This is a genomic window from Campylobacter concisus, assembly GCF_003048905.1.
In the GTDB taxonomy this organism is placed as follows: Bacteria; Campylobacterota; Campylobacteria; order Campylobacterales; family Campylobacteraceae; genus Campylobacter_A; species Campylobacter_A concisus_V.
On record NZ_PIRO01000005.1, the window covers coordinates 52,306 to 69,280 of the forward strand.

The following is a 16,975-nucleotide window of genomic DNA, read 5'->3' on the forward strand; positions in this document are numbered from 1 at the left end:
AAATTTGATTTTTATAGCTACTAAGCAATCATCGTTCCAACTTTGTTTTTTATACACATTTACAAAATTTGGGTATAATCCACTTTCTTTTAAACAACACTTAAATCACAATTAGACGATTCGAAAGGAAATTTATGAGCGCCGCAAAAGACTCTTTTTCTCAGATAGAAGAGCTTTTCGCTGAAAATGCAAAAGGCTTTTTGACATACGAAAAATTAGTAAAATTATTAGACAAAGCTCCGACAGCTACGATAGTAAAAAAGATAGAACAACTAGCAAAAACAAACAAAGTCCAGCTCATCACATCTGCTGAGGCTGCAAAGCTTAGAAATTTAGCTGATGCTAAAAAGCGCCAAGAAAACGCTCAAAAAAGTGATCAAGATATCGACGAGGATCTCGATCTTTCAGGCGAAAGTGACCTTTTAGAGTGGTCAAGGTCAGATAGTCCAGTGAGGATGTATCTAAGAGAGATGGGTCAGATCGCGCTTCTTACAAAAGATGAGGAAGTTGAGATCAGCAAAAGGATTGAGCTTGGCGAAGATATCATTATCGATGCATTTTGTTCTGTGCCATTTTTGATTGACTTCATACTTGATTATAAAGAGCCACTAATCAATAGGGAGCGCCGTGTAAAAGAGCTTTTTAAGAGCTTTGAAGACGAGAGTGAAAACGAAGAGAATGAAGACAGCGAAGACGATATAGACGAGGAAGATGAAGAAAACGAAGAGAACGAAACTCCTAAAAAATCAGCCAAAAACGATAAACGCGCTGAAAAAGTTATAGAGAGTTTCAAGGCCCTCGAAAAGGCAAAAAAAGAGTGGCTAAAGACTGCAAACAAACAAGATAAAGTTGAGAGCGATGACACAGCTTCAAAGATGACTCTTGCATTTAAAAAGAAAATTTTAAAAGAGAAGCTAATGGATCTTGGCCCAACAAGTAAGTTAATTAGCGAGATCGTAAAATCAATGGAGACAGCGCTAAAAAGTGATGATGAATTTGACAGAGAGCTAAAACGCTTGGAGTATCGCTTACCGATGTTTAGCGACGAGCTTAAGAAAAATCACAAAAGTATCTTAAAAGATATCATCAAGCTTAGTAAGGAGGAGATCGCAGCTCGTGTGCCAGAAGCTACAATGGTCTCAACTTATGTCGAGATCAAAAAGCTATTTACTACAAAAGAGGCGAGCAAGCAAGGCTTTGATCTTGAGCCAACAAGGCTAAAAGAAATTTTAGAGCAGATCAAACGTGGAAAGAAAATTTCTGACGAGGCAAAAGCCAGAATGGCTAAGTCAAACCTCCGTCTAGTTGTAAGTATCGCAAAACGCTATACAAACAGGGGTTTGCCATTTTTAGATCTTATCCAAGAGGGCAACATCGGCCTTATGAAAGCAGTTGATAAATTTGAATATAGAAAAGGCTATAAATTTTCAACCTACGCCACATGGTGGATCCGCCAGGCTATCTCGCGTGCGATCGCCGATCAGGCAAGGACGATTAGGATACCTATCCACATGATAGAGACAATAAATCGTATCAACAAAATAAACCGCAAATACCTCCAAGAAGAAGGTAAAGAGCCTGATGTAAGCGTTATCGCAAAAGAGGTTGGACTAAGTGTTGATAAGGTAAAACAAGTCATCAAGATCACAAAAGAGCCTATCAGCCTTGAAGCTCCGATCGCAAACGAAGAAGACGGTAAATTTGGAGATTTTGTTGAGGATAAAAGCTCACTTTCTCCGATAGAGCAAATTTTAAAAAGTGACCTTAGAGAGCAAATTGACGATGTGCTTTCACAGCTAAATGAGCGCGAGAAAGCTGTCATCTCAATGAGATTTGGTCTACTAGAAGATGAGAGCGACCGCACACTTGAAGAGATCGGTAAGGCACTAAACGTCACTCGCGAGCGTGTTCGCCAGATAGAAAGCTCAGCTATCAAAAAACTAAAACACCCAAAAGTCGGTAGAAAACTTAAAAACTACATTGAGGGCTAAAAAGCCCTTTTTTCTTTTGGATATTTTCCTTAAGACTTTCTCTTTAGCTTTATAAAATTTAAAAATTTTTTTAGCAACAAATTTCACTAACAATCTACATTGATTTTATTATTGAAAGGCTGGATTCAGCCCTCATTTAGCCATTAGACCAACTTAAAAATACAAAGAACTTAATATTTTTTTAAAGAATAAAGTTAGATAAAAAGTATTTTACCGGCGCAAGACCGGTAAAAATTTATTCAGCTAGAAGTTTATCTAGTTTTGCAGCCAAGCTCGTAGTATCGTGAGCTTTAGCTAAGCTCGTAGCATGAAGTTTTAAATTTACTTGTAAATTTTCTTCCAAGCTCTTTGCGATATCACTACTATCAAGGTTCTCTACACTATTAGCATTTGCCACGCTCCTTGCGGCTAGAGCATTTATGCCTCTAAATACAGCATTTTGTGTTGATCCGATCTCTGAGCGAAGTGAATTTATATTTTTTAAAATTTCACCTGTATTTGAGCCGTCATCTTTTACATTTAAAAGAGCATTTGTGCCCAAATTTATATTTTTTGTGCTCTCACCTGTAAAAAATCCAAGCTCAGCATCAAATACGTTTTTACCGTTAAATTTAGCCTCTTTTACGCTATCATTCATAGCATTTCTTAGTGCGTTGATTTCGCCCTTTATGCCTTTTTGTTCATTTGCTGAGAGAGTAGGATTTGTAAGCTTACTTGAAAGTTCGCCTATTCTATCTGTGCTTTTACTTAAATTTAAAAGTGTTGAGTCAGCGATTTGAAGCATACCGATCATATCGTTTGCATTTGCCAAACCTTCGTTCAAGACATTTGTTTGTGAAAGCAAACTCTCTGCGATCTGCAAATTTGCACCTGATGCTTTGATCTCGCTGTTTGCAGAGATAGCATTTAGCGCTTTCTTCTCGCTATTTTTTGCTTGATCTAAATAATAGTTTCCTGAAGCCTGGTTTGCAGTATAAGTTCCTAACTTCATAACAACTCCTTTTTAATAATTCGCTATGGATTCTACTATAAATTCTATAAAAAGTTGCAAAATCTCTATAAAATCCATTTTTCTTTACTCTTCTAGTCTCACTGCAACTGATTTTTTATGAGCGGTTAGCCCCTCAGCTTCAGCTAGCTGCATGCATGATTTGCCAAGATGCATGATACCTTTTCTACTCACTGAAATGATCGAGCTTCGCTTCATGAAATTTTCAACTCCAAGCGGCGAGTAAAATCTCGCACTTCCGCCAGTTGGCAATGTGTGATTTGGTCCAGCGATATAATCTCCCATCGCTTCAGGCGTAAAGTGTCCAAAAAATATAGCGCCCGCATGAGTCACATCATCAATATAACTTAAAGCATCGTTTGTAGCGATCTCTAGGTGCTCAACAGCAAGCTCATTCATGAGAGCAAAACACTCTTTTAAATCTCTTGCCACTATTATTGCAGCTTTATTTCTTATGCTTGCACTTGCGATCGGCTCACGTTTTAGTGTCTTTAGCTCATCTTCAATGTGTCTTTGCACAGCCCTTGCAAAAGCCTCTACCGGTGTTATCAAAAAGGCACTTGCGATCTCGTCGTGCTCAGCTTGAGAGAGCATATCAATAGCTATGTGGCGAGAATCGGCACTATCATCAGCGATGACGCCTATCTCGCTTGGACCAGCGATCATATCAATATTTACGTCGCCATAAACTAGCTTTTTAGCAGTCGCTACGTAGATATTGCCAGGTCCTGTGATGACATCAACTTTTGGTACTGTTTCAGTTCCGTATGCCATCGCCGCGATCGCGCTTGCACCGCCTATTTTAAAGGCTGTTTTTATGCCACAAAGGTGCATTGCCGCAAGAAGTAAGGTATTTACCTTGCCATTTGGCGCTGGAGTGCACACTACGATCTCTTTTACGCCAGCTACGATCGCTGGGATTGCATTCATAAGAAGTGAGCTAGGATAAGCTGCTTTACCACCTGGGATATAAAGGCCAGCGCGGTCAACCGCTGTGTATTTTGCACCAAGCAAGATATCATGCTCATCTTTATATGTCCAGTCACTTGGCTTTGTGCGCTCGTGATAGCTTTTTATCCTATCGTGAGCTGAATTTAAAGCCACTCTTAGGGCGTTATCTAGCGAATTATAGGCCGCTTCCATCTCTTTTACGTCGATTATTATGTCGTTTTTGCTTGTGACATTAAATTTATCAAATTTGCTTATCTGGGTAAAAAGCGCGCTATCACCATCTTTTCTTATCTCGTCTATGATACCTGTAACCACTGGCATCACGGCACTCATGTCATTGTCGCTTCGCCTAACAAGCTGCGAAAATTTACTCTCAAAGTCAGCGTCGCTGCTGTGTAAAAACTTCATTTATGATCCTTTATTTTTAGTTTTCTCTCATATCTTTGCTTTTGTGTAATGTTACCTAAAATTCCGCCCTGGTGGATATATAAAATTTCGCTACCAAGCTTGTCTAAATTTGCAAAAAGTGTCATAAAGCCCACTGGGTCGTAGACTAGGTCAAATTCTACGCCACTTTTGCACACTTCAAGCCAAATTTCATAAAGCTCTTTGTATAAATTTCCAAAATGATACTTCTTTGGGGGATTTAAAATTTGCACTTTGCTGTTTTTATCTAGCTCGTAAATTTGCTTTTTTAGATAGTCGCTGTCCCCTACGCAAGGAGTTGTAAAAACCCTAAGATCGGTGTGCTTTGCTAGGTAGCATGCGCTTGTGCCAGTGCCTGAGGGCAAGAATATATCAGGCCTTATGCCGCTTTTTTTGCTCCACTCATTTATCTCGCGTGCCTGCGTGATAAAGCCAAGCTCAGCCTCACTCTGCGCTACGCCCTCGTTTATAAAGAGCGCGTTTTTACTCTTTGCTAGCTCCTTAGCAAATTTCTCACGCTCCTCTTTTACAAAAATTTCCATGCCATTTTCAAGTGCAAATTTGAAATTTCCAACTGGATCTTGCTCTAAATTTGAGCTAAGATGAGAGACGACGTAATAAAATTTAAGCCCCTTTAGCTTGGCAAAAAGACTTAGGCTATACATCGCGTTTGACTGGCTTGAGCCGTGAGATACGATGGCTTTGATGCCGCCAAGATCAGCCTTTAGAAAATACTCTAGCTTTCTTGCTTTGTTGCCGTTAAACTCGCCTAGCAGATCATCTCTTAAAAGCCAAAATTCTCGCTCTCTTAAGCGAATTTTATCAATCACCCTTAAACTCCAAAAATTTCTCTATCTCGTTGATAGCCTCTTTGTTTGAGAGTGAAAATTTGATCTCGATGCGCCTTGAAGCGTCCTTGTCCTCGGCTCCGTCTTTAAAAACTAGCTCGTTGTAGCTTCGGCCACTTGCGACAAGCAGCTTTCTAAGGCGTGCATCGTCGCTAAATGAGTTTATAAACTCCATCACCGCGTAGGCTCTTTTTTGTGAAAGCTCTAGGTTATAAATATAGCTTCCGTCGCTATCTGTAAAGCCTTCGATTATGATTTGATCAATATTTGATGCGATATCTTTATCATTTAAAAGCACGTCAAAATACTTACTAAGCGTGGCCTTTAACTCCTCTTTGACCTCTTCTTTTAAGACCGCACTACCCTTATCAAAAAGCACTGATGAGCTAAGCTTTAGCGCACCTGAGTTTGGATCAATCTCGATGCTTGAGCCAAGCCTATCCTTTAGGGCTGAGATCACTTTTACTCTGATGCCGGTTAAATTTTTAACTCTATCGCGAGTGACGTTTAGATCCCTTAAAAGCTCGTCGTATCTAGCCTCTCTTTGGCTCACTTGCTCGAGCAAAAAGGCAATCTTGGCTAAATTTTTCTCACTGTTTTCGTTTGCGTCACTAAGCGCTCTATCTTTTGATGAAATTTCATCATTTAGCACGATCATCTTTTGATTTAGATCAAAAATGCTAGCATTTAGCTCTTTTATGCTCGCATTTGCATCTTTATTTTCATCTATAAGCTGGGCTAGTTTTTCTTTTAGGGCGTCTATTTGAATGACAAAAATTTCATTTGATTTTTTTAAATTTATGTTTTCGTCGCTTATCTTTGAAAGCTCACTTTTTAGTGCTTCATTTAGCTCTTCAAGGGTGAAATTTTTACCCTGGGCGTCTTTTAAATTTGCTAGTGCTGCGATGATGGCTTGCTCTTTATTTTCAAGAGTATTTTGAGTTAGGACGTATTTTACGACGACAGCACCTATTAGTAGCATAAAAACAAAGAGTAGACCCGCCATCAAGTCCGCGTACGAAACCCAAAAGCTCGATTGATCTTCGTTATTTTTGTTTATTTTCATTGCACTAGATTTTCGATTTTTTCTATTACAGAATTTGCTTCTTTATCGATCTCGTCTATGTTCTTCTTAAGCTCAGCAATGAGGCTCTCACGCTCTTTTTCTCGCTCCAAGTTCCTGCCCTCTTGCTCATATGCTGCCTTAAATATCGTCGCACTCTCCACGAGCGAGGCTCTAAATTCCTTTAGTGCGTCGTTTTGCTCTTTCATCAAAGAGAGAGAAAATTCTCTTAAAACCTTGTCAAAACTCTTTATAGTCTGCTCAAATTTTATCTGGCTCTCTTTTGTGGCGTTTAAATTTCTACTAAAAATTTCGCCAAGCTTTGCATGCTCGGTTAAAATTTTAACCTCCATATCTTTAAAGGCATTAGAAAACGCGCTTACTGCCTTTAGCATATCAGAGTGGATTTTTACAAATTCATCTTGTTTTAGGCTAGCTTCATTTAGCATTTTAAGGTTTGCACTAAGCTCAGCCTTGCTTTGATTTATGATATTTTTCTCTATTTCGCAAAGCTCTTTTAGTCTGTCAAATTTTTCATTTACCTGATCGTTTAAATTTCTTAAAAATTTATCATCAAGCACCATTTTAAAAGCGTCATGACTATCTTTAAAGTAGCCAACAGATGCTTTCATAAAATTTGCATTTAGTTCATTTTCCTGCCAGAAAAACTCACGGCTTAGCTCTTTTTGCTCGCTGTAAAATCTCTCAAATTTGCTAATGCCTATCTTTTCAAAAAACATCCACCAAAGCGCTAAAAATATGCCGTAAATCGATACATAAAATGCCGTAGACACGCCATTTAACAGTATAGCGATCTCTTTTTCAAGGCCGTTTGCAGTGCTTGAGCTAAAGCTTGGCATAGAAATAGCGATACTAATAAATGTGCCTAAAATTCCAAGCATAGGAAAGACTGCTTGACCGATGTTTGCTAGGTTGTCATTTCTAAAATTTCTTGTATAGCTCTCAAAAAAATCTTCAAATTTAGCGTTTGCCTTTTTGACGTTTGAAATTTCAAAGAGATGCGAGATGATAAATTCTTTTAGCCTTATCTTGTAGTCTTTGGCATTTGCTAAGAAATTTGAGTAAGCGACCAAAGCGCTGTGACGTGAAAAGATAAAAGCGACAAAGAGTATAACGCCCATCATCACGATGGTGTGAAGCTTCATCTGAAAATTTATAACGCCAAGATACGCTAGTATCGCCAAGATGTAGATAGCTAAAGGGATAAAGATAACTTTAAAAAAGACAAAGAAAGAGTGAGCTTGGCGCTCTTTTGGTACGCTTAGCTCACTAAAATCATTTTGATTTTGCATAGGATTAGTTCCTATTTAGGCAGTTTAAGTCGCTAAAAGCAGTCTGAAGACGCTTAACCATGCTCTCCTCGCCACTTCTTAGCCATTTCCTTGGATCGTAGTATTTTTTATTTGGCTTATCATCGCCCTCTGGGTTGCCGATCTGACCTTGCAAGTATGCTCTATTTTTAGCCTCATACTCACGCACGCCGTCCCAGAAAGCCCACTGCGTATCAGTGTCAATGTTCATCTTGATAACGCCGTAACTTACAGCATTTTTGATATCTTTTAGCTCGCTGCCACTACCGCCATGAAATACAAAATTTACAGGCTTGTCACTTTTTGTATTAAATTTCTTTGCCACATAGGCTTGTGAGTTTTTAAGAATTTCTGGTCTTAGCACGACATTGCCCGGTTTATAGACACCATGAACGTTGCCAAAACTGGCTGCGATGCTAAATTTATCGCTTATCTTGCTTAGTCTTTCATAAGCAAGCGCGACATCTTCTGGCTGAGTGTAAAGAAGTGCGTTATCAACGCTTGTGTTATCTACGCCATCTTCTTCGCCACCAGTGACGCCAAGCTCGATCTCAAGGCTAATACCAAGCTCGCTAAGCTCTTTTAGATACTTCTCGCACGTGCTTAAATTTTCATTGATATTCTCTTCGCTAAGATCAAGCATGTGAGAGCTAAAAAGTGGCACGCCGTGAGTTTTTTTATACTCATGACTTGCTTTTACTAGCTCATCTATCCAAGGTAAAAGCTTTCTAGCAGCATGGTCTGTATGTAAAATGACTGGCACGCCATAAGCTTTGGCTAGCAAATGAACATGCTTTGCTCCAGCGATCGCACCAAGAACGGCTGCATTTTCGCAGGCTTTACCAGCGTAAAAACCTGCACCGCCATTACTAAACTGAACGATAACAGGCGAGTTAGCAACCTTTGCCGCTTCTAAAACAGCATTTACTGAGTCGCTGCCTACGACATTTACAGCAGGTATTGCAAAACCTTGCTCTTTGGCATAAGCATAAAGTTTTGTTACATCATCTCCGCTTAAAACACCAGGTTTTACGATATCTAAAACGCCCATTTTATCCTCCAAATTTTATTTGTATTCTATCTTTGCTTTTTGGCGTAGAGCTTCACTTTTTTGTCTAACAGCAGCTTGGAATTTCTCCATTTTTACAGCTTGCTCAATCTCTGGTTTTGCTTGTTCAAAGCTTACAGTGCCAGCAGCTTTGCCATCTTCTTTTAAGATAACATGGTAGCCAAACTGAGTTTTAACTGGCTTAGTTGAAACTGTGCCATTAGCCATTGAAAATGCTGCGTCTGCAAAAGGTTTTACCATTTGGCTTTGACCAAACCAGCCAAGCTCGCCACCGTGTGCTGCTGAGCCTTTGTCGATTGATTTTTGGCTTGCTAGCTCTACAAATTTCTTAGTTAGCGCCTCGCCTTTTAAATTTTTAAGTTGAGCGATGATGTCGTTTGCTGTTTTCTCATCTTCAACTAGGATATGTCTTGCTTTTGCTTGAGCTGGCTCATTCATACTTGCTTTATTTTTATTGTAAAAATCTTTTAGTTCGTTATCACTTACTTTTATGCCATCAAAAAGCTTTCTCATATAAAGCTCAACTGCAATACCTTCTTGCGCTGCTTTTACGGCTTTGATGTACTCTACATCTTTTTCGATACCGCTTGACTTAGCATCTTTTAAAAGAAGTTTTCTATTTATTAGATCGTCGATAATACGTTTTTTCTCATTTGGTTGAAGCTTGCTAGCGTCAAATCCTGGCATAGCTGCTGACAAAAGGCTTGAAATATCGCTATCACTTATAGCATCACCATCAACTGTTGCAACTACTGCTGCATTTAGAGTAACAGCTGCTGCTAAACTTAAAACTGCTGGAAACAAAAATTTTTTCATATAAATCCTTTAAAAAATTGATTTTATGGGCAAGATTATATCAAATAAAGCGATAACTTTTCATTTAACTTAAGAAAATAAGGTAAAATACGAAAATGAGAACAAAAAAAGATATTTTAGAGATAAAAACAAGACTTCTAGAAGAGTTTAAAGACGCCAAAAGTGAGCTTAAATTTAGAAATTTATATGAGCTACTTGTCTGTGTCATGCTCTCAGCCCAGTGCACTGATAAAAGAGTAAATTTAATAACTCCGGCTTTATTTGAAGCGTATAAAGATGTCTATGAGCTAGCTAGCGCAAATTTAGCAAGCCTAAAACTAATGATAAACTCGTGCAGCTTTTTTAATAACAAGGCTGTAAATTTAATCAAAATGGCAAACAGCGTGGTTGAGCTTTATAACGGAGAAATTCCGCTTGATGAAGAGAAGCTAAAAGCGCTTGCTGGAGTTGGACAAAAGACCGCTCATGTCGTGCTTTTAGAAGCTACAAATGCAAATGTTATGGCTGTTGATACACACGTTTTTAGAGTGGCGCACAGACTTGATCTTAGCCATGCAAAGACACCAGAAGCCACTGAAGCTGATCTTAGCCACGCCTTTAAAACAGATCTTGGTAAGCTTCATCAAGCCATGGTGCTCTTTGGACGTTACACCTGTAAAGCCAAAAAACCGCTTTGCCATGAGTGTATCTTAAATGATCTTTGTAACAGTAAGGACAAGATTATTTAATCTTCTCAAGCTTTGCTAGAAAATTTTTAGCATCTATAAAGCCGATAGTTCTAAGAAATTTTAGCTCATCGCCACCACTAAATAGCAAGAGCGCAGGCGGATCAATAAGCCCAAAATTTCTTAGCATCTCATCATTTTGTGGTCCGCCATTTGTTACATCGATACGAATAAGTGCAAAATTTGCCAAAGCATCCATAACGTCAATATCTTTAAAAGTAATCTTTTCTATCTCTTTGCAGCTTGCACACCAATCAGCATAAAAATCTACTAAAACGGGTTTGGTTGAGTTTTTTATTATCTCATTTAGTTCATCTAAATTTTTAACGGAATTAAATTTTAACGCACTATCACTTTTTGCCAAATTTAGTCCAGAAAGCGGAGAAAAAGCCTCCTTTGAGCCTAAAAATGAACCAACTATTAGCATAACCGAATATATAAAAACTAGGATAAAAAACGCTTTTTTAAACTTAGCCCAGCTTTTTTCTGCTACTTCAAATGCCCCAAAATAAACTGCCATAAAAACGCCTATAATGCCATATCCTAATAGCTCAAAAAATTCTCCAAGCATACGCGCAAGGATCCAAATCGCCATGATGAGCATCAAAAAACCAAAGAATTTTTTCACTTCATCCATCCAACTACCAGGTTTTGGCAAGAGCTTTCCAGAGCTTAGCCCAATAATAAGCAGTGGCACTCCCATGCCAAGCCCCATGACAAAAAGCATAATGCCACCATAAAAGACATTTCCACTTTGAGCGATATAAAGAAGCGCACCAGCTAATGGTGCTGCTACGCAAGGTGATACGATGAGAGCTGAGGCAAAACCCATAATAAAAATTCCAACATAGCCTGAACTATTTTGCGATTTTTTACTTATCAAATTTTCAAATTTCGCTGGCAATTTTATATCATAAAATCCAAACATACTAAAGCTTAAAATGACAAAAATGGCCGCAAAAGTGCCGAGCACATAGATGTTTTGCAAAGCTCCTGCGATACCAAAGCCAAGCAGACTAGCCGCTACTCCAGCTAATGCGTAAGCTAGGCTCATCGCGACAACATAGATAAATGATAGTAAAAAGCCTTTTTTTGCATTTAAATTAGCACCTTTTGAGACGATTATGCTTGAAAGTATCGGTATCATCGGAAAGACGCAAGGTGTTAGTGAAAGCAAGAGACCATAACCAAAAAAAGTAAGAAGTGAGATAAAAAAATTTTTATCTCCAAGCCCATTTGCGATATCCTGCTCGCTAGAAAATTCTTCAGCAAGAATGTCGGTATCGCTTTTTTGCTCTTTTTTAAAAGTGGCGATGCTAAATTTTCCAGCTTGGTCAGTTATCTCATAAATTTTATTTTGTGGACGGTAGCAAATGCCGTTTTTAGCACAGCCTTGATAGTTAATGTCAAGTATCGCTTTGCCATTTGAAAGATTTTCTTTTACTAAATTTAATGGGATAAAAATCGAAAAATCTTTTGGATAAATTTCGTATTCTCCCGTATTTTCACTACTTGGCAAATTTAATAGCTCATTTATCTTTTTGCCAGCTAGTTTAATCTCAAAACTCTCTTTATAAAGATAGATATTTTCACCAAAGTTAAACTTCACTTCAACATTTTGACTATCAACGCTTGGAGTTAAAACAAAGGCTTTACTAACATCTAAAACCTCGGCAAAAAGCGAGCCTGCAAATAAAATAAGCGAAAAAAGAAATTTTAAAAACATACTAATCCTTGCTAAATTAAAAAAGATGATTTTAGTCTAAATTCTTAAATTTATTCTATTTTATTGTAAAATTGTGAAAATACGTGAAATTTTAAAGGAGCAAAGATGTCAAAAGACAAAAAACACCAAAAAAGCGAGAAGCTTGGCTACGAGGAAGAGCTTAGACTACTTCAAATTGAACTTTTAAAATTTCAAAATTACGTAAAAGAAAAAGGCCTTAGAGTACTCATGCTAATGGAAGGGCGCGACGCAGCCGGTAAAGGAGGAACGATAAAACGCCTAACTGAGCATCTAAATCCAAGGGGTTGCCGTATAGTAGCGCTTGCTAAGCCAAGTGATGTCGAAAAAACGCAGTGGTATTTTCAAAGATATGTGACTCATCTGCCAAGTGCCGGAGAGATCGTGATCTTTGATAGAAGCTGGTACAATAGAGCTGGTGTTGAGCCGGTAATGGGCTTTTGCACACAAGCAGAGCATAAAGAATTTTTACGTGAAGTGCCAAAATTTGAAGAGATGATCATAAACTCTGGCATAATTTTCTTTAAAATTTATCTTTCAATCACAAAAGATGAGCAGAAAAAACGCTTCAAAGAGAGGCAAAATGATCCGTTAAAGCAATTTAAAATTTCACCCGTTGATCAAAAAGCGCAAGAACTTTGGGATCAGTACTCTATCGCTAAATATTCGATGCTTCTTGCCTCTCACAATAGCATTTCACCATGGGTCATCGTCTCAAGCGATAACAAAAAAGAAGCTAGGCTAAATGTCTTTAAATTTATCCTAAGTCACGTTGAATATCCAAAAAAGATAAATGACTACTTGGAATTTGACAAAAATGTCGTAAGAGACGGAAGTGAAGAGATAAAACGCATAGAAGAAGGGCTAAATAAAGATAAGTTAAAGAGTATCGATTAAAGAATTTTTAACTTCTAGCTAGCGATTTGCTTAGATTTGTTAGCTAAATTTTTAAGCCCACCACATTACTTTTGCTAAAATGACCATTATCAGGCAAAGCACTAGAGCTATTAAATGTGAAAATTTACCAAATGGATCAGGCTTTTTTAAAATAACGACATTAAAAACAGAGATAAAAGTTACAAGGCACATTATGAGTAAAACAAAAATTTTTACAAGCAGTAGCTTTTGAAAGTTGCTTTGCCACCAGCCAAGCTCACCTCCAAAATAGTCTTTTGCCATATAAGCGCCACTTATTAAAAGCAATAAAAATGCTGTGCCAAAAACCTTTGCACTGCCTTTTGTGTAGGCCTTTTTAACTATTTCAAGGGTTTTAGCATCAACCGTTTTTTTAGCAAACGGATATATGCAAACATCGAAAAAAACGTATCCTATAAATACAATGGCACAAATTAAATGAGTAATCAAAAAAAATAAATACATTTTTTGCCTTTTTTTGTTTGGCATTATATAAATTTTAACTATTTAAAATACTTATTTTGAATCAATCTTAAGGATTTATGAAGATAAATTTATAAAAGAGCAAGGCAAGCTGCCCTGCTCTAGAAGTTTTACTCGACTTCAGCGTCTATAACGTCGTCGTCTTTTTTATTATTTCCGCCGTTTGCTCCAGCGTTTTCATCTTTTTTATACATAGCTTCTGCTAGTTTGTGGCTGGCCTTGCTTAGAGCTTCTACTTTTGCATCGATTTGCTCTTTTGAAGAATTTTCATCTTTTAAGACCTCTTTTAGATCGTTTAGCGCAGCTTCGATGTTGCTTCTATCATCAGCTGGGACCTTCTCGCCAAGCTCACTCATACTCTTTTCAGTTTGATGAACTAGTGCGTCAGCCTGGTTTCTAGCTTCAACTGCGTCTTTGCGCTTTTTGTCTTCTTCTTTATGAAGCTCAGCATCTTTTACCATATTGTTTATCTCTTCTTCGCTTAAGCCGCTTGATCCAGAGATAGTGATATTTTGAGCTTTGCCAGTTGCTTTATCTTTTGCTGAAACGGTTAAAATTCCGTTTGCGTCGATGTCAAACTCAACTTCTATTTGAGGAACACCTCTTGGAGCTGCTGGGATGCCTTCAAGGTTGAAATTTCCAAGTGATTTATTATCTCTTGCAAACTCACGCTCACCTTGTAAAACCATAATAGTAACCGCACTTTGATTATCTTCAGCAGTTGAGAAGACTTGGCTTTTCTTAGTTGGTATGGTTGTACCTTTTTCGATGATCTTTGTCATCACGCCGCCAAGTGTTTCGATACCAAGGCTAAGCGGAGTTACGTCAAGAAGTAGCACGTCTTTTACGTCGCCTTTTATAACCGCACCTTGGATCGCAGCACCGATAGCTACGACTTCATCTGGGTTCACGCTCTTATTTAGCTCTTTACCAAATGCCTTTTTGACCTCTTCTTGAACGAGTGGCACACGAGTTGAACCACCGACCATTACGACCTCTTTGATGTCGCTTTTATTTAAACCAGCATCTTTTGTTACCTCGTTTATCTTAGTAATAGTCTCACCCACAAGTGAGTCGATCATGCCCTCAAATTTAGCACGAGTTAGCTTTTTAACAAGGTGTTTTGGACCAGTTGCATCAGCTGTGATAAATGGTAAATTTATCTCAGTCTCTTGAGCTGAGCTTAGCTCTTTTTTAGCATTTTCAGCAGCTTCTTTTAAGCGTTGAAGTGCCATGATATCGCCTTTTAGATCGATACCATTTTCGTTTTTAAACTCGCTTACTAGCCAGTCGATTATCTTGTTATCAAAGTCATCACCACCTAAGAATGCGTTACCGCCAGTTGCCAAAACTTCAACGATATTATCACCAGTCTCTAGCACTGTAACGTCAAATGTACCACCGCCTAGGTCATAAACTAAAATTTTCTCAGCCTCTTTTTTATCAAGACCATAAGCAAGCGCTGCAGCTGTTGGCTCGTTGATGATACGAAGTACGTTTAGTCCCGCGATCGTTCCAGCCTCTTTTGTAGCCTTTCTTTGGCTGTCGTTAAAGTATGCAGGTACGGTAATAACCGCATCTGTTACCTTTTCACCAAGGTATGCTTCAGCGTCTTCTTTTAGCTTGATAAGAATTTTTGCTGAAATTTCTTGTGGAGTATAGATCTTGCCAGCGATCTCAACTGCGCAAGCGCCGTTTCTATCTACGACGTGATATGGCAAGCGGCTTTTTGCCTCTTCAGCATTTTTTTCATTACTCATCAAACCCATGATACGTTTGATAGAATATATCGTCTTTTCAGGGTTTGTAACTGCTTGACGTTTTGCAACGTCACCTACTAGAATTTCACCTTTGTCTGTGAAAGCAACAACTGATGGAGTCGTGTTTTTACCCTCTTTGTTTGGGATAACTTTGCTCTCGCCGCGCTCAAAAACGCTCACACAAGAGTTTGTTGTACCTAAGTCTATACCTATAACTTTTGACATATTTTTCCTTTTTATTAGATTTTATTTTTATAAATTTAGTTTGCTACACTGACCATAGCTGGGCGCAAAACCCTACCATTTATCATATAGCCTTTTTGCAAAGCTTGCACGATTTGACCACTCTGCTTCTCTTCGCTATCGACCCTTAAAACAGCATTATGCACGCTTGGATCAAACTCAGTATCAGTTGGTATCTCGCTTACGCCATGCTTTTCAAAGCATTTTTTAAACTGATTTATAGTTATCAAAATGCCCTCTTTGATCTTTTTAGCAAATTCATCATCTTCTGGATCAAAATTTGCAGCGATCTCAAGAGCATCGATGACTGGTAGCAAGTCCCTAGCAAATTTCTCATTTGCATAGTTTGCAACGTCTGTCTTTTCTTTTTCATAACGCTTTTTGATATTTTCAAACTCAGCATTTGCTCTATAATATTTATCAGTTATTTCTCCGAGCTCTTTTTCAAGTTTTTCAACCTTTGAAATATCGCCAAGTGCGTCCAAATTTACACTATCATTAGCTAGTTCTTGCACAGGCTCAACCTCAGGTAGGTTTTGCTCTTTTACCTCTTCGCTCACGCAGCCTCCTTTATTAGATTTATAAATTTCACATAGTCAGTATAAATACTGCCAGCACAGATCATCTGTGCTTCGCTACCAAGATAGTTTGTACTAAATTTAAGCCCCATAAAATTTTCATCAAACATAGGAGAAAATGTAAGTTTTTCATCCATTTGCAGACTAAAACTTGGGTCAAAAACCATCTTAAAACGTCTATCTTTAAACATATCAAAGGCTAAAATTTCGTTTTCTTGGAAGTAAATTTTAGTCCTTTTAAGCTCTCTTATTTTACTTTTTAGTTCGCTTAAACCAACTTGAGAGCAGATAAGCTCAAGCTTGTTTAAACTAACTCCAGCAAGATTACTTAAAAATTTATACATCCTAGCATCAAATTTGATAACGATCTCATCTTCACCAAAATTTAAGATCATATATCTATTATTTAAATTTAAAATTTCTAGCAATTCATTATCGATTGTGCCAAAAATCATACAATAAAGCTCAAATTCATCGCATAACTTTTTCAATCCTTCGGCATCATTTATCTCTAAATTTATATCACTTATAGCAAAAATTTCACTCCAATATCTTCTCATCGCAGCGATTGTTGGTATCCGACCGCCACTAATGTGAAGCTTTGTGATCTCGCCCTCATCTGAAAGCTTTTTAAAATAAACGCGTATCGTAGAGGCTGGAATAGCTGCACTCATACGAGAGCCAAGCTCATTTGAACCAATAGGCATATTATCCTGCAAATAAGCCTCGATGATAGAATTTAGTATCAAATCACGTTTATTTGTTTTACTCACTTTTAGCACTCTTTCTTTTTAATTGCTAAGCAGATTATACAACTTTAGTTTATTAATGTCAAGTATTTAAGTTAAAATAATTTATTTATATATCTTTAGTCTATATAACTAAGCTTATCTAATATTAATCGTATAAGCCTTTCCAAAAATAAAATTACAAAAAACAATTAAATAAACTTAAAAATTTTTATATTACCTCTATGTTCTAATATTTTTATACGTTTTTACGTATTAATATAATGTTTTATAG

15 protein-coding genes are annotated in these 16,975 nt (G+C 37.7%); 3 read left to right on the top strand and 12 right to left on the bottom strand.

Annotated features, from left to right (window positions below):
* Positions 1 to 134 precede the first annotated feature (134 nt).
* On the top strand, positions 135 to 1,991 hold the full coding sequence (gene rpoD / locus CVS95_RS08525) for an RNA polymerase sigma factor RpoD (protein WP_085658291.1): 1,857 nt from the start codon (positions 135 to 137) through the stop codon (positions 1,989 to 1,991).
* Positions 1,992 to 2,226: 235 nt separating this feature from the next.
* On the opposite strand, the gene CVS95_RS08530 is transcribed toward rpoD, so the two are convergent.
* The 7 genes from CVS95_RS08530 to CVS95_RS08560 form a co-directional block, all read right to left on the bottom strand.
* Positions 2,227 to 2,982: a flagellin gene (locus tag CVS95_RS08530; protein WP_199906351.1), complete on the bottom strand. Its 756-nt coding sequence runs from the start codon at positions 2,980 to 2,982 to the stop codon at positions 2,227 to 2,229.
* A gap of 84 nt (positions 2,983 to 3,066) precedes the next feature.
* Complete coding sequence (gene hisD / locus CVS95_RS08535; protein WP_107696306.1) at positions 3,067 to 4,359, bottom strand: histidinol dehydrogenase; 1,293 nt, start codon at positions 4,357 to 4,359, stop codon at positions 3,067 to 3,069.
* Complete coding sequence (locus CVS95_RS08540) at positions 4,356 to 5,207, bottom strand: pyridoxal-phosphate dependent enzyme (RefSeq protein WP_107696307.1); 852 nt, start codon at positions 5,205 to 5,207, stop codon at positions 4,356 to 4,358. Before CVS95_RS08540 ends, hisD begins: the two co-directional genes overlap by 4 nt.
* Complete coding sequence (locus CVS95_RS08545) at positions 5,200 to 6,291, bottom strand: OmpA family protein (protein WP_107696308.1); 1,092 nt, start codon at positions 6,289 to 6,291, stop codon at positions 5,200 to 5,202. The genes CVS95_RS08540 and CVS95_RS08545 overlap by 8 nt, the downstream gene beginning before the upstream one ends.
* The gene (locus CVS95_RS08550) at positions 6,288 to 7,601 is read right to left on the bottom strand and encodes a MotA/TolQ/ExbB proton channel family protein (protein ID WP_107696309.1); all 1,314 of its coding nucleotides are present in this window, start codon (positions 7,599 to 7,601) and stop codon (positions 6,288 to 6,290) included. The genes CVS95_RS08545 and CVS95_RS08550 overlap by 4 nt, the downstream gene beginning before the upstream one ends.
* Before the next feature lie 4 nt (positions 7,602 to 7,605).
* Entirely contained in the window at positions 7,606 to 8,670 is a 1,065-nt protein-coding gene (gene fbaA / locus CVS95_RS08555) for a class II fructose-bisphosphate aldolase (protein WP_009294115.1), read from the bottom strand.
* A 15-nt stretch (positions 8,671 to 8,685) separates the two neighbouring features.
* Positions 8,686 to 9,504 carry a peptidylprolyl isomerase gene (locus CVS95_RS08560; RefSeq protein WP_107696310.1) on the bottom strand — a complete coding sequence of 273 codons (819 nt, stop codon included), beginning with the start codon at positions 9,502 to 9,504 and terminating at the stop codon, positions 8,686 to 8,688.
* 95 nt (positions 9,505 to 9,599) lie between these two features.
* On the opposite strand from CVS95_RS08560, the gene nth reads away from it, so the two are divergent.
* Positions 9,600 to 10,232 (top strand): endonuclease III, encoded by a 633-nt coding sequence (gene nth, locus CVS95_RS08565; protein WP_103593483.1) that lies wholly within the window; start codon positions 9,600 to 9,602, stop codon positions 10,230 to 10,232.
* Here nth and dsbD read toward each other — a convergent pair.
* A complete protein-coding gene (gene dsbD, locus CVS95_RS08570) occupies positions 10,225 to 11,955 on the bottom strand; it encodes a protein-disulfide reductase DsbD (protein ID WP_107696311.1) in 1,731 nt (576 codons plus the stop codon). The two genes, nth and dsbD, sit on opposite strands and share 8 nt — an antisense overlap.
* 105 nt (positions 11,956 to 12,060) lie before the next feature.
* Between dsbD and ppk2 the strand changes: the two genes are divergently transcribed.
* Positions 12,061 to 12,870, top strand: coding sequence for a polyphosphate kinase 2 (gene ppk2, locus CVS95_RS08575; protein ID WP_087578978.1), 810 nt, complete (start codon positions 12,061 to 12,063; stop codon positions 12,868 to 12,870).
* A gap of 51 nt (positions 12,871 to 12,921) precedes the next feature.
* Here the strand turns inward: ppk2 and CVS95_RS08580 are convergent, their stop codons facing one another.
* From CVS95_RS08580 to CVS95_RS08595, 4 genes are all read right to left on the bottom strand, one after another.
* The gene (locus CVS95_RS08580; protein WP_084042085.1) at positions 12,922 to 13,353 is read right to left on the bottom strand and encodes a trehalose-6-phosphate synthase; all 432 of its coding nucleotides are present in this window, start codon (positions 13,351 to 13,353) and stop codon (positions 12,922 to 12,924) included.
* A gap of 128 nt (positions 13,354 to 13,481) precedes the next feature.
* Entirely contained in the window at positions 13,482 to 15,356 is a 1,875-nt protein-coding gene (gene dnaK, locus CVS95_RS08585) for a molecular chaperone DnaK (RefSeq protein WP_107696312.1), read from the bottom strand.
* Between the two features lie 35 nt (positions 15,357 to 15,391).
* A complete protein-coding gene (gene grpE / locus CVS95_RS08590; RefSeq protein ID WP_084042087.1) occupies positions 15,392 to 15,934 on the bottom strand; it encodes a nucleotide exchange factor GrpE in 543 nt (180 codons plus the stop codon).
* Entirely contained in the window at positions 15,931 to 16,725 is a 795-nt protein-coding gene (locus CVS95_RS08595) for an HrcA family transcriptional regulator (RefSeq protein ID WP_107696315.1), read from the bottom strand. Before CVS95_RS08595 ends, grpE begins: the two co-directional genes overlap by 4 nt.
* Between the last annotated feature and the right edge of the window lie 250 nt (positions 16,726 to 16,975).

Bases quoted from the DNA above. Each gene is read 5' to 3' on its own strand.
- rpoD (WP_085658291.1), top strand. From the start codon at position 135: ATGAGCGCCGCAAAAGACTCTTTTTCTCAGATAGAAGAGCTTTTCGCT.
- CVS95_RS08580 (WP_084042085.1), bottom strand. From the start codon at position 13,353: ATGTATTTATTTTTTTTGATTACTCATTTAATTTGTGCCATTGTATTT.
- ppk2 (WP_087578978.1), top strand. From the start codon at position 12,061: ATGTCAAAAGACAAAAAACACCAAAAAAGCGAGAAGCTTGGCTACGAG.
- CVS95_RS08550 (WP_107696309.1), bottom strand. From the start codon at position 7,601: ATGCAAAATCAAAATGATTTTAGTGAGCTAAGCGTACCAAAAGAGCGC.
- fbaA (WP_009294115.1), bottom strand. From the start codon at position 8,670: ATGGGCGTTTTAGATATCGTAAAACCTGGTGTTTTAAGCGGAGATGAT.
- CVS95_RS08530 (WP_199906351.1), bottom strand. From the start codon at position 2,982: ATGAAGTTAGGAACTTATACTGCAAACCAGGCTTCAGGAAACTATTAT.
- dnaK (WP_107696312.1), bottom strand. From the start codon at position 15,356: ATGTCAAAAGTTATAGGTATAGACTTAGGTACAACAAACTCTTGTGTG.
- hisD (WP_107696306.1), bottom strand. From the start codon at position 4,359: ATGAAGTTTTTACACAGCAGCGACGCTGACTTTGAGAGTAAATTTTCG.
- nth (WP_103593483.1), top strand. From the start codon at position 9,600: ATGAGAACAAAAAAAGATATTTTAGAGATAAAAACAAGACTTCTAGAA.
- CVS95_RS08545 (WP_107696308.1), bottom strand. From the start codon at position 6,291: ATGAAAATAAACAAAAATAACGAAGATCAATCGAGCTTTTGGGTTTCG.
- dsbD (WP_107696311.1), bottom strand. From the start codon at position 11,955: ATGTTTTTAAAATTTCTTTTTTCGCTTATTTTATTTGCAGGCTCGCTT.
- CVS95_RS08560 (WP_107696310.1), bottom strand. From the start codon at position 9,504: ATGAAAAAATTTTTGTTTCCAGCAGTTTTAAGTTTAGCAGCAGCTGTT.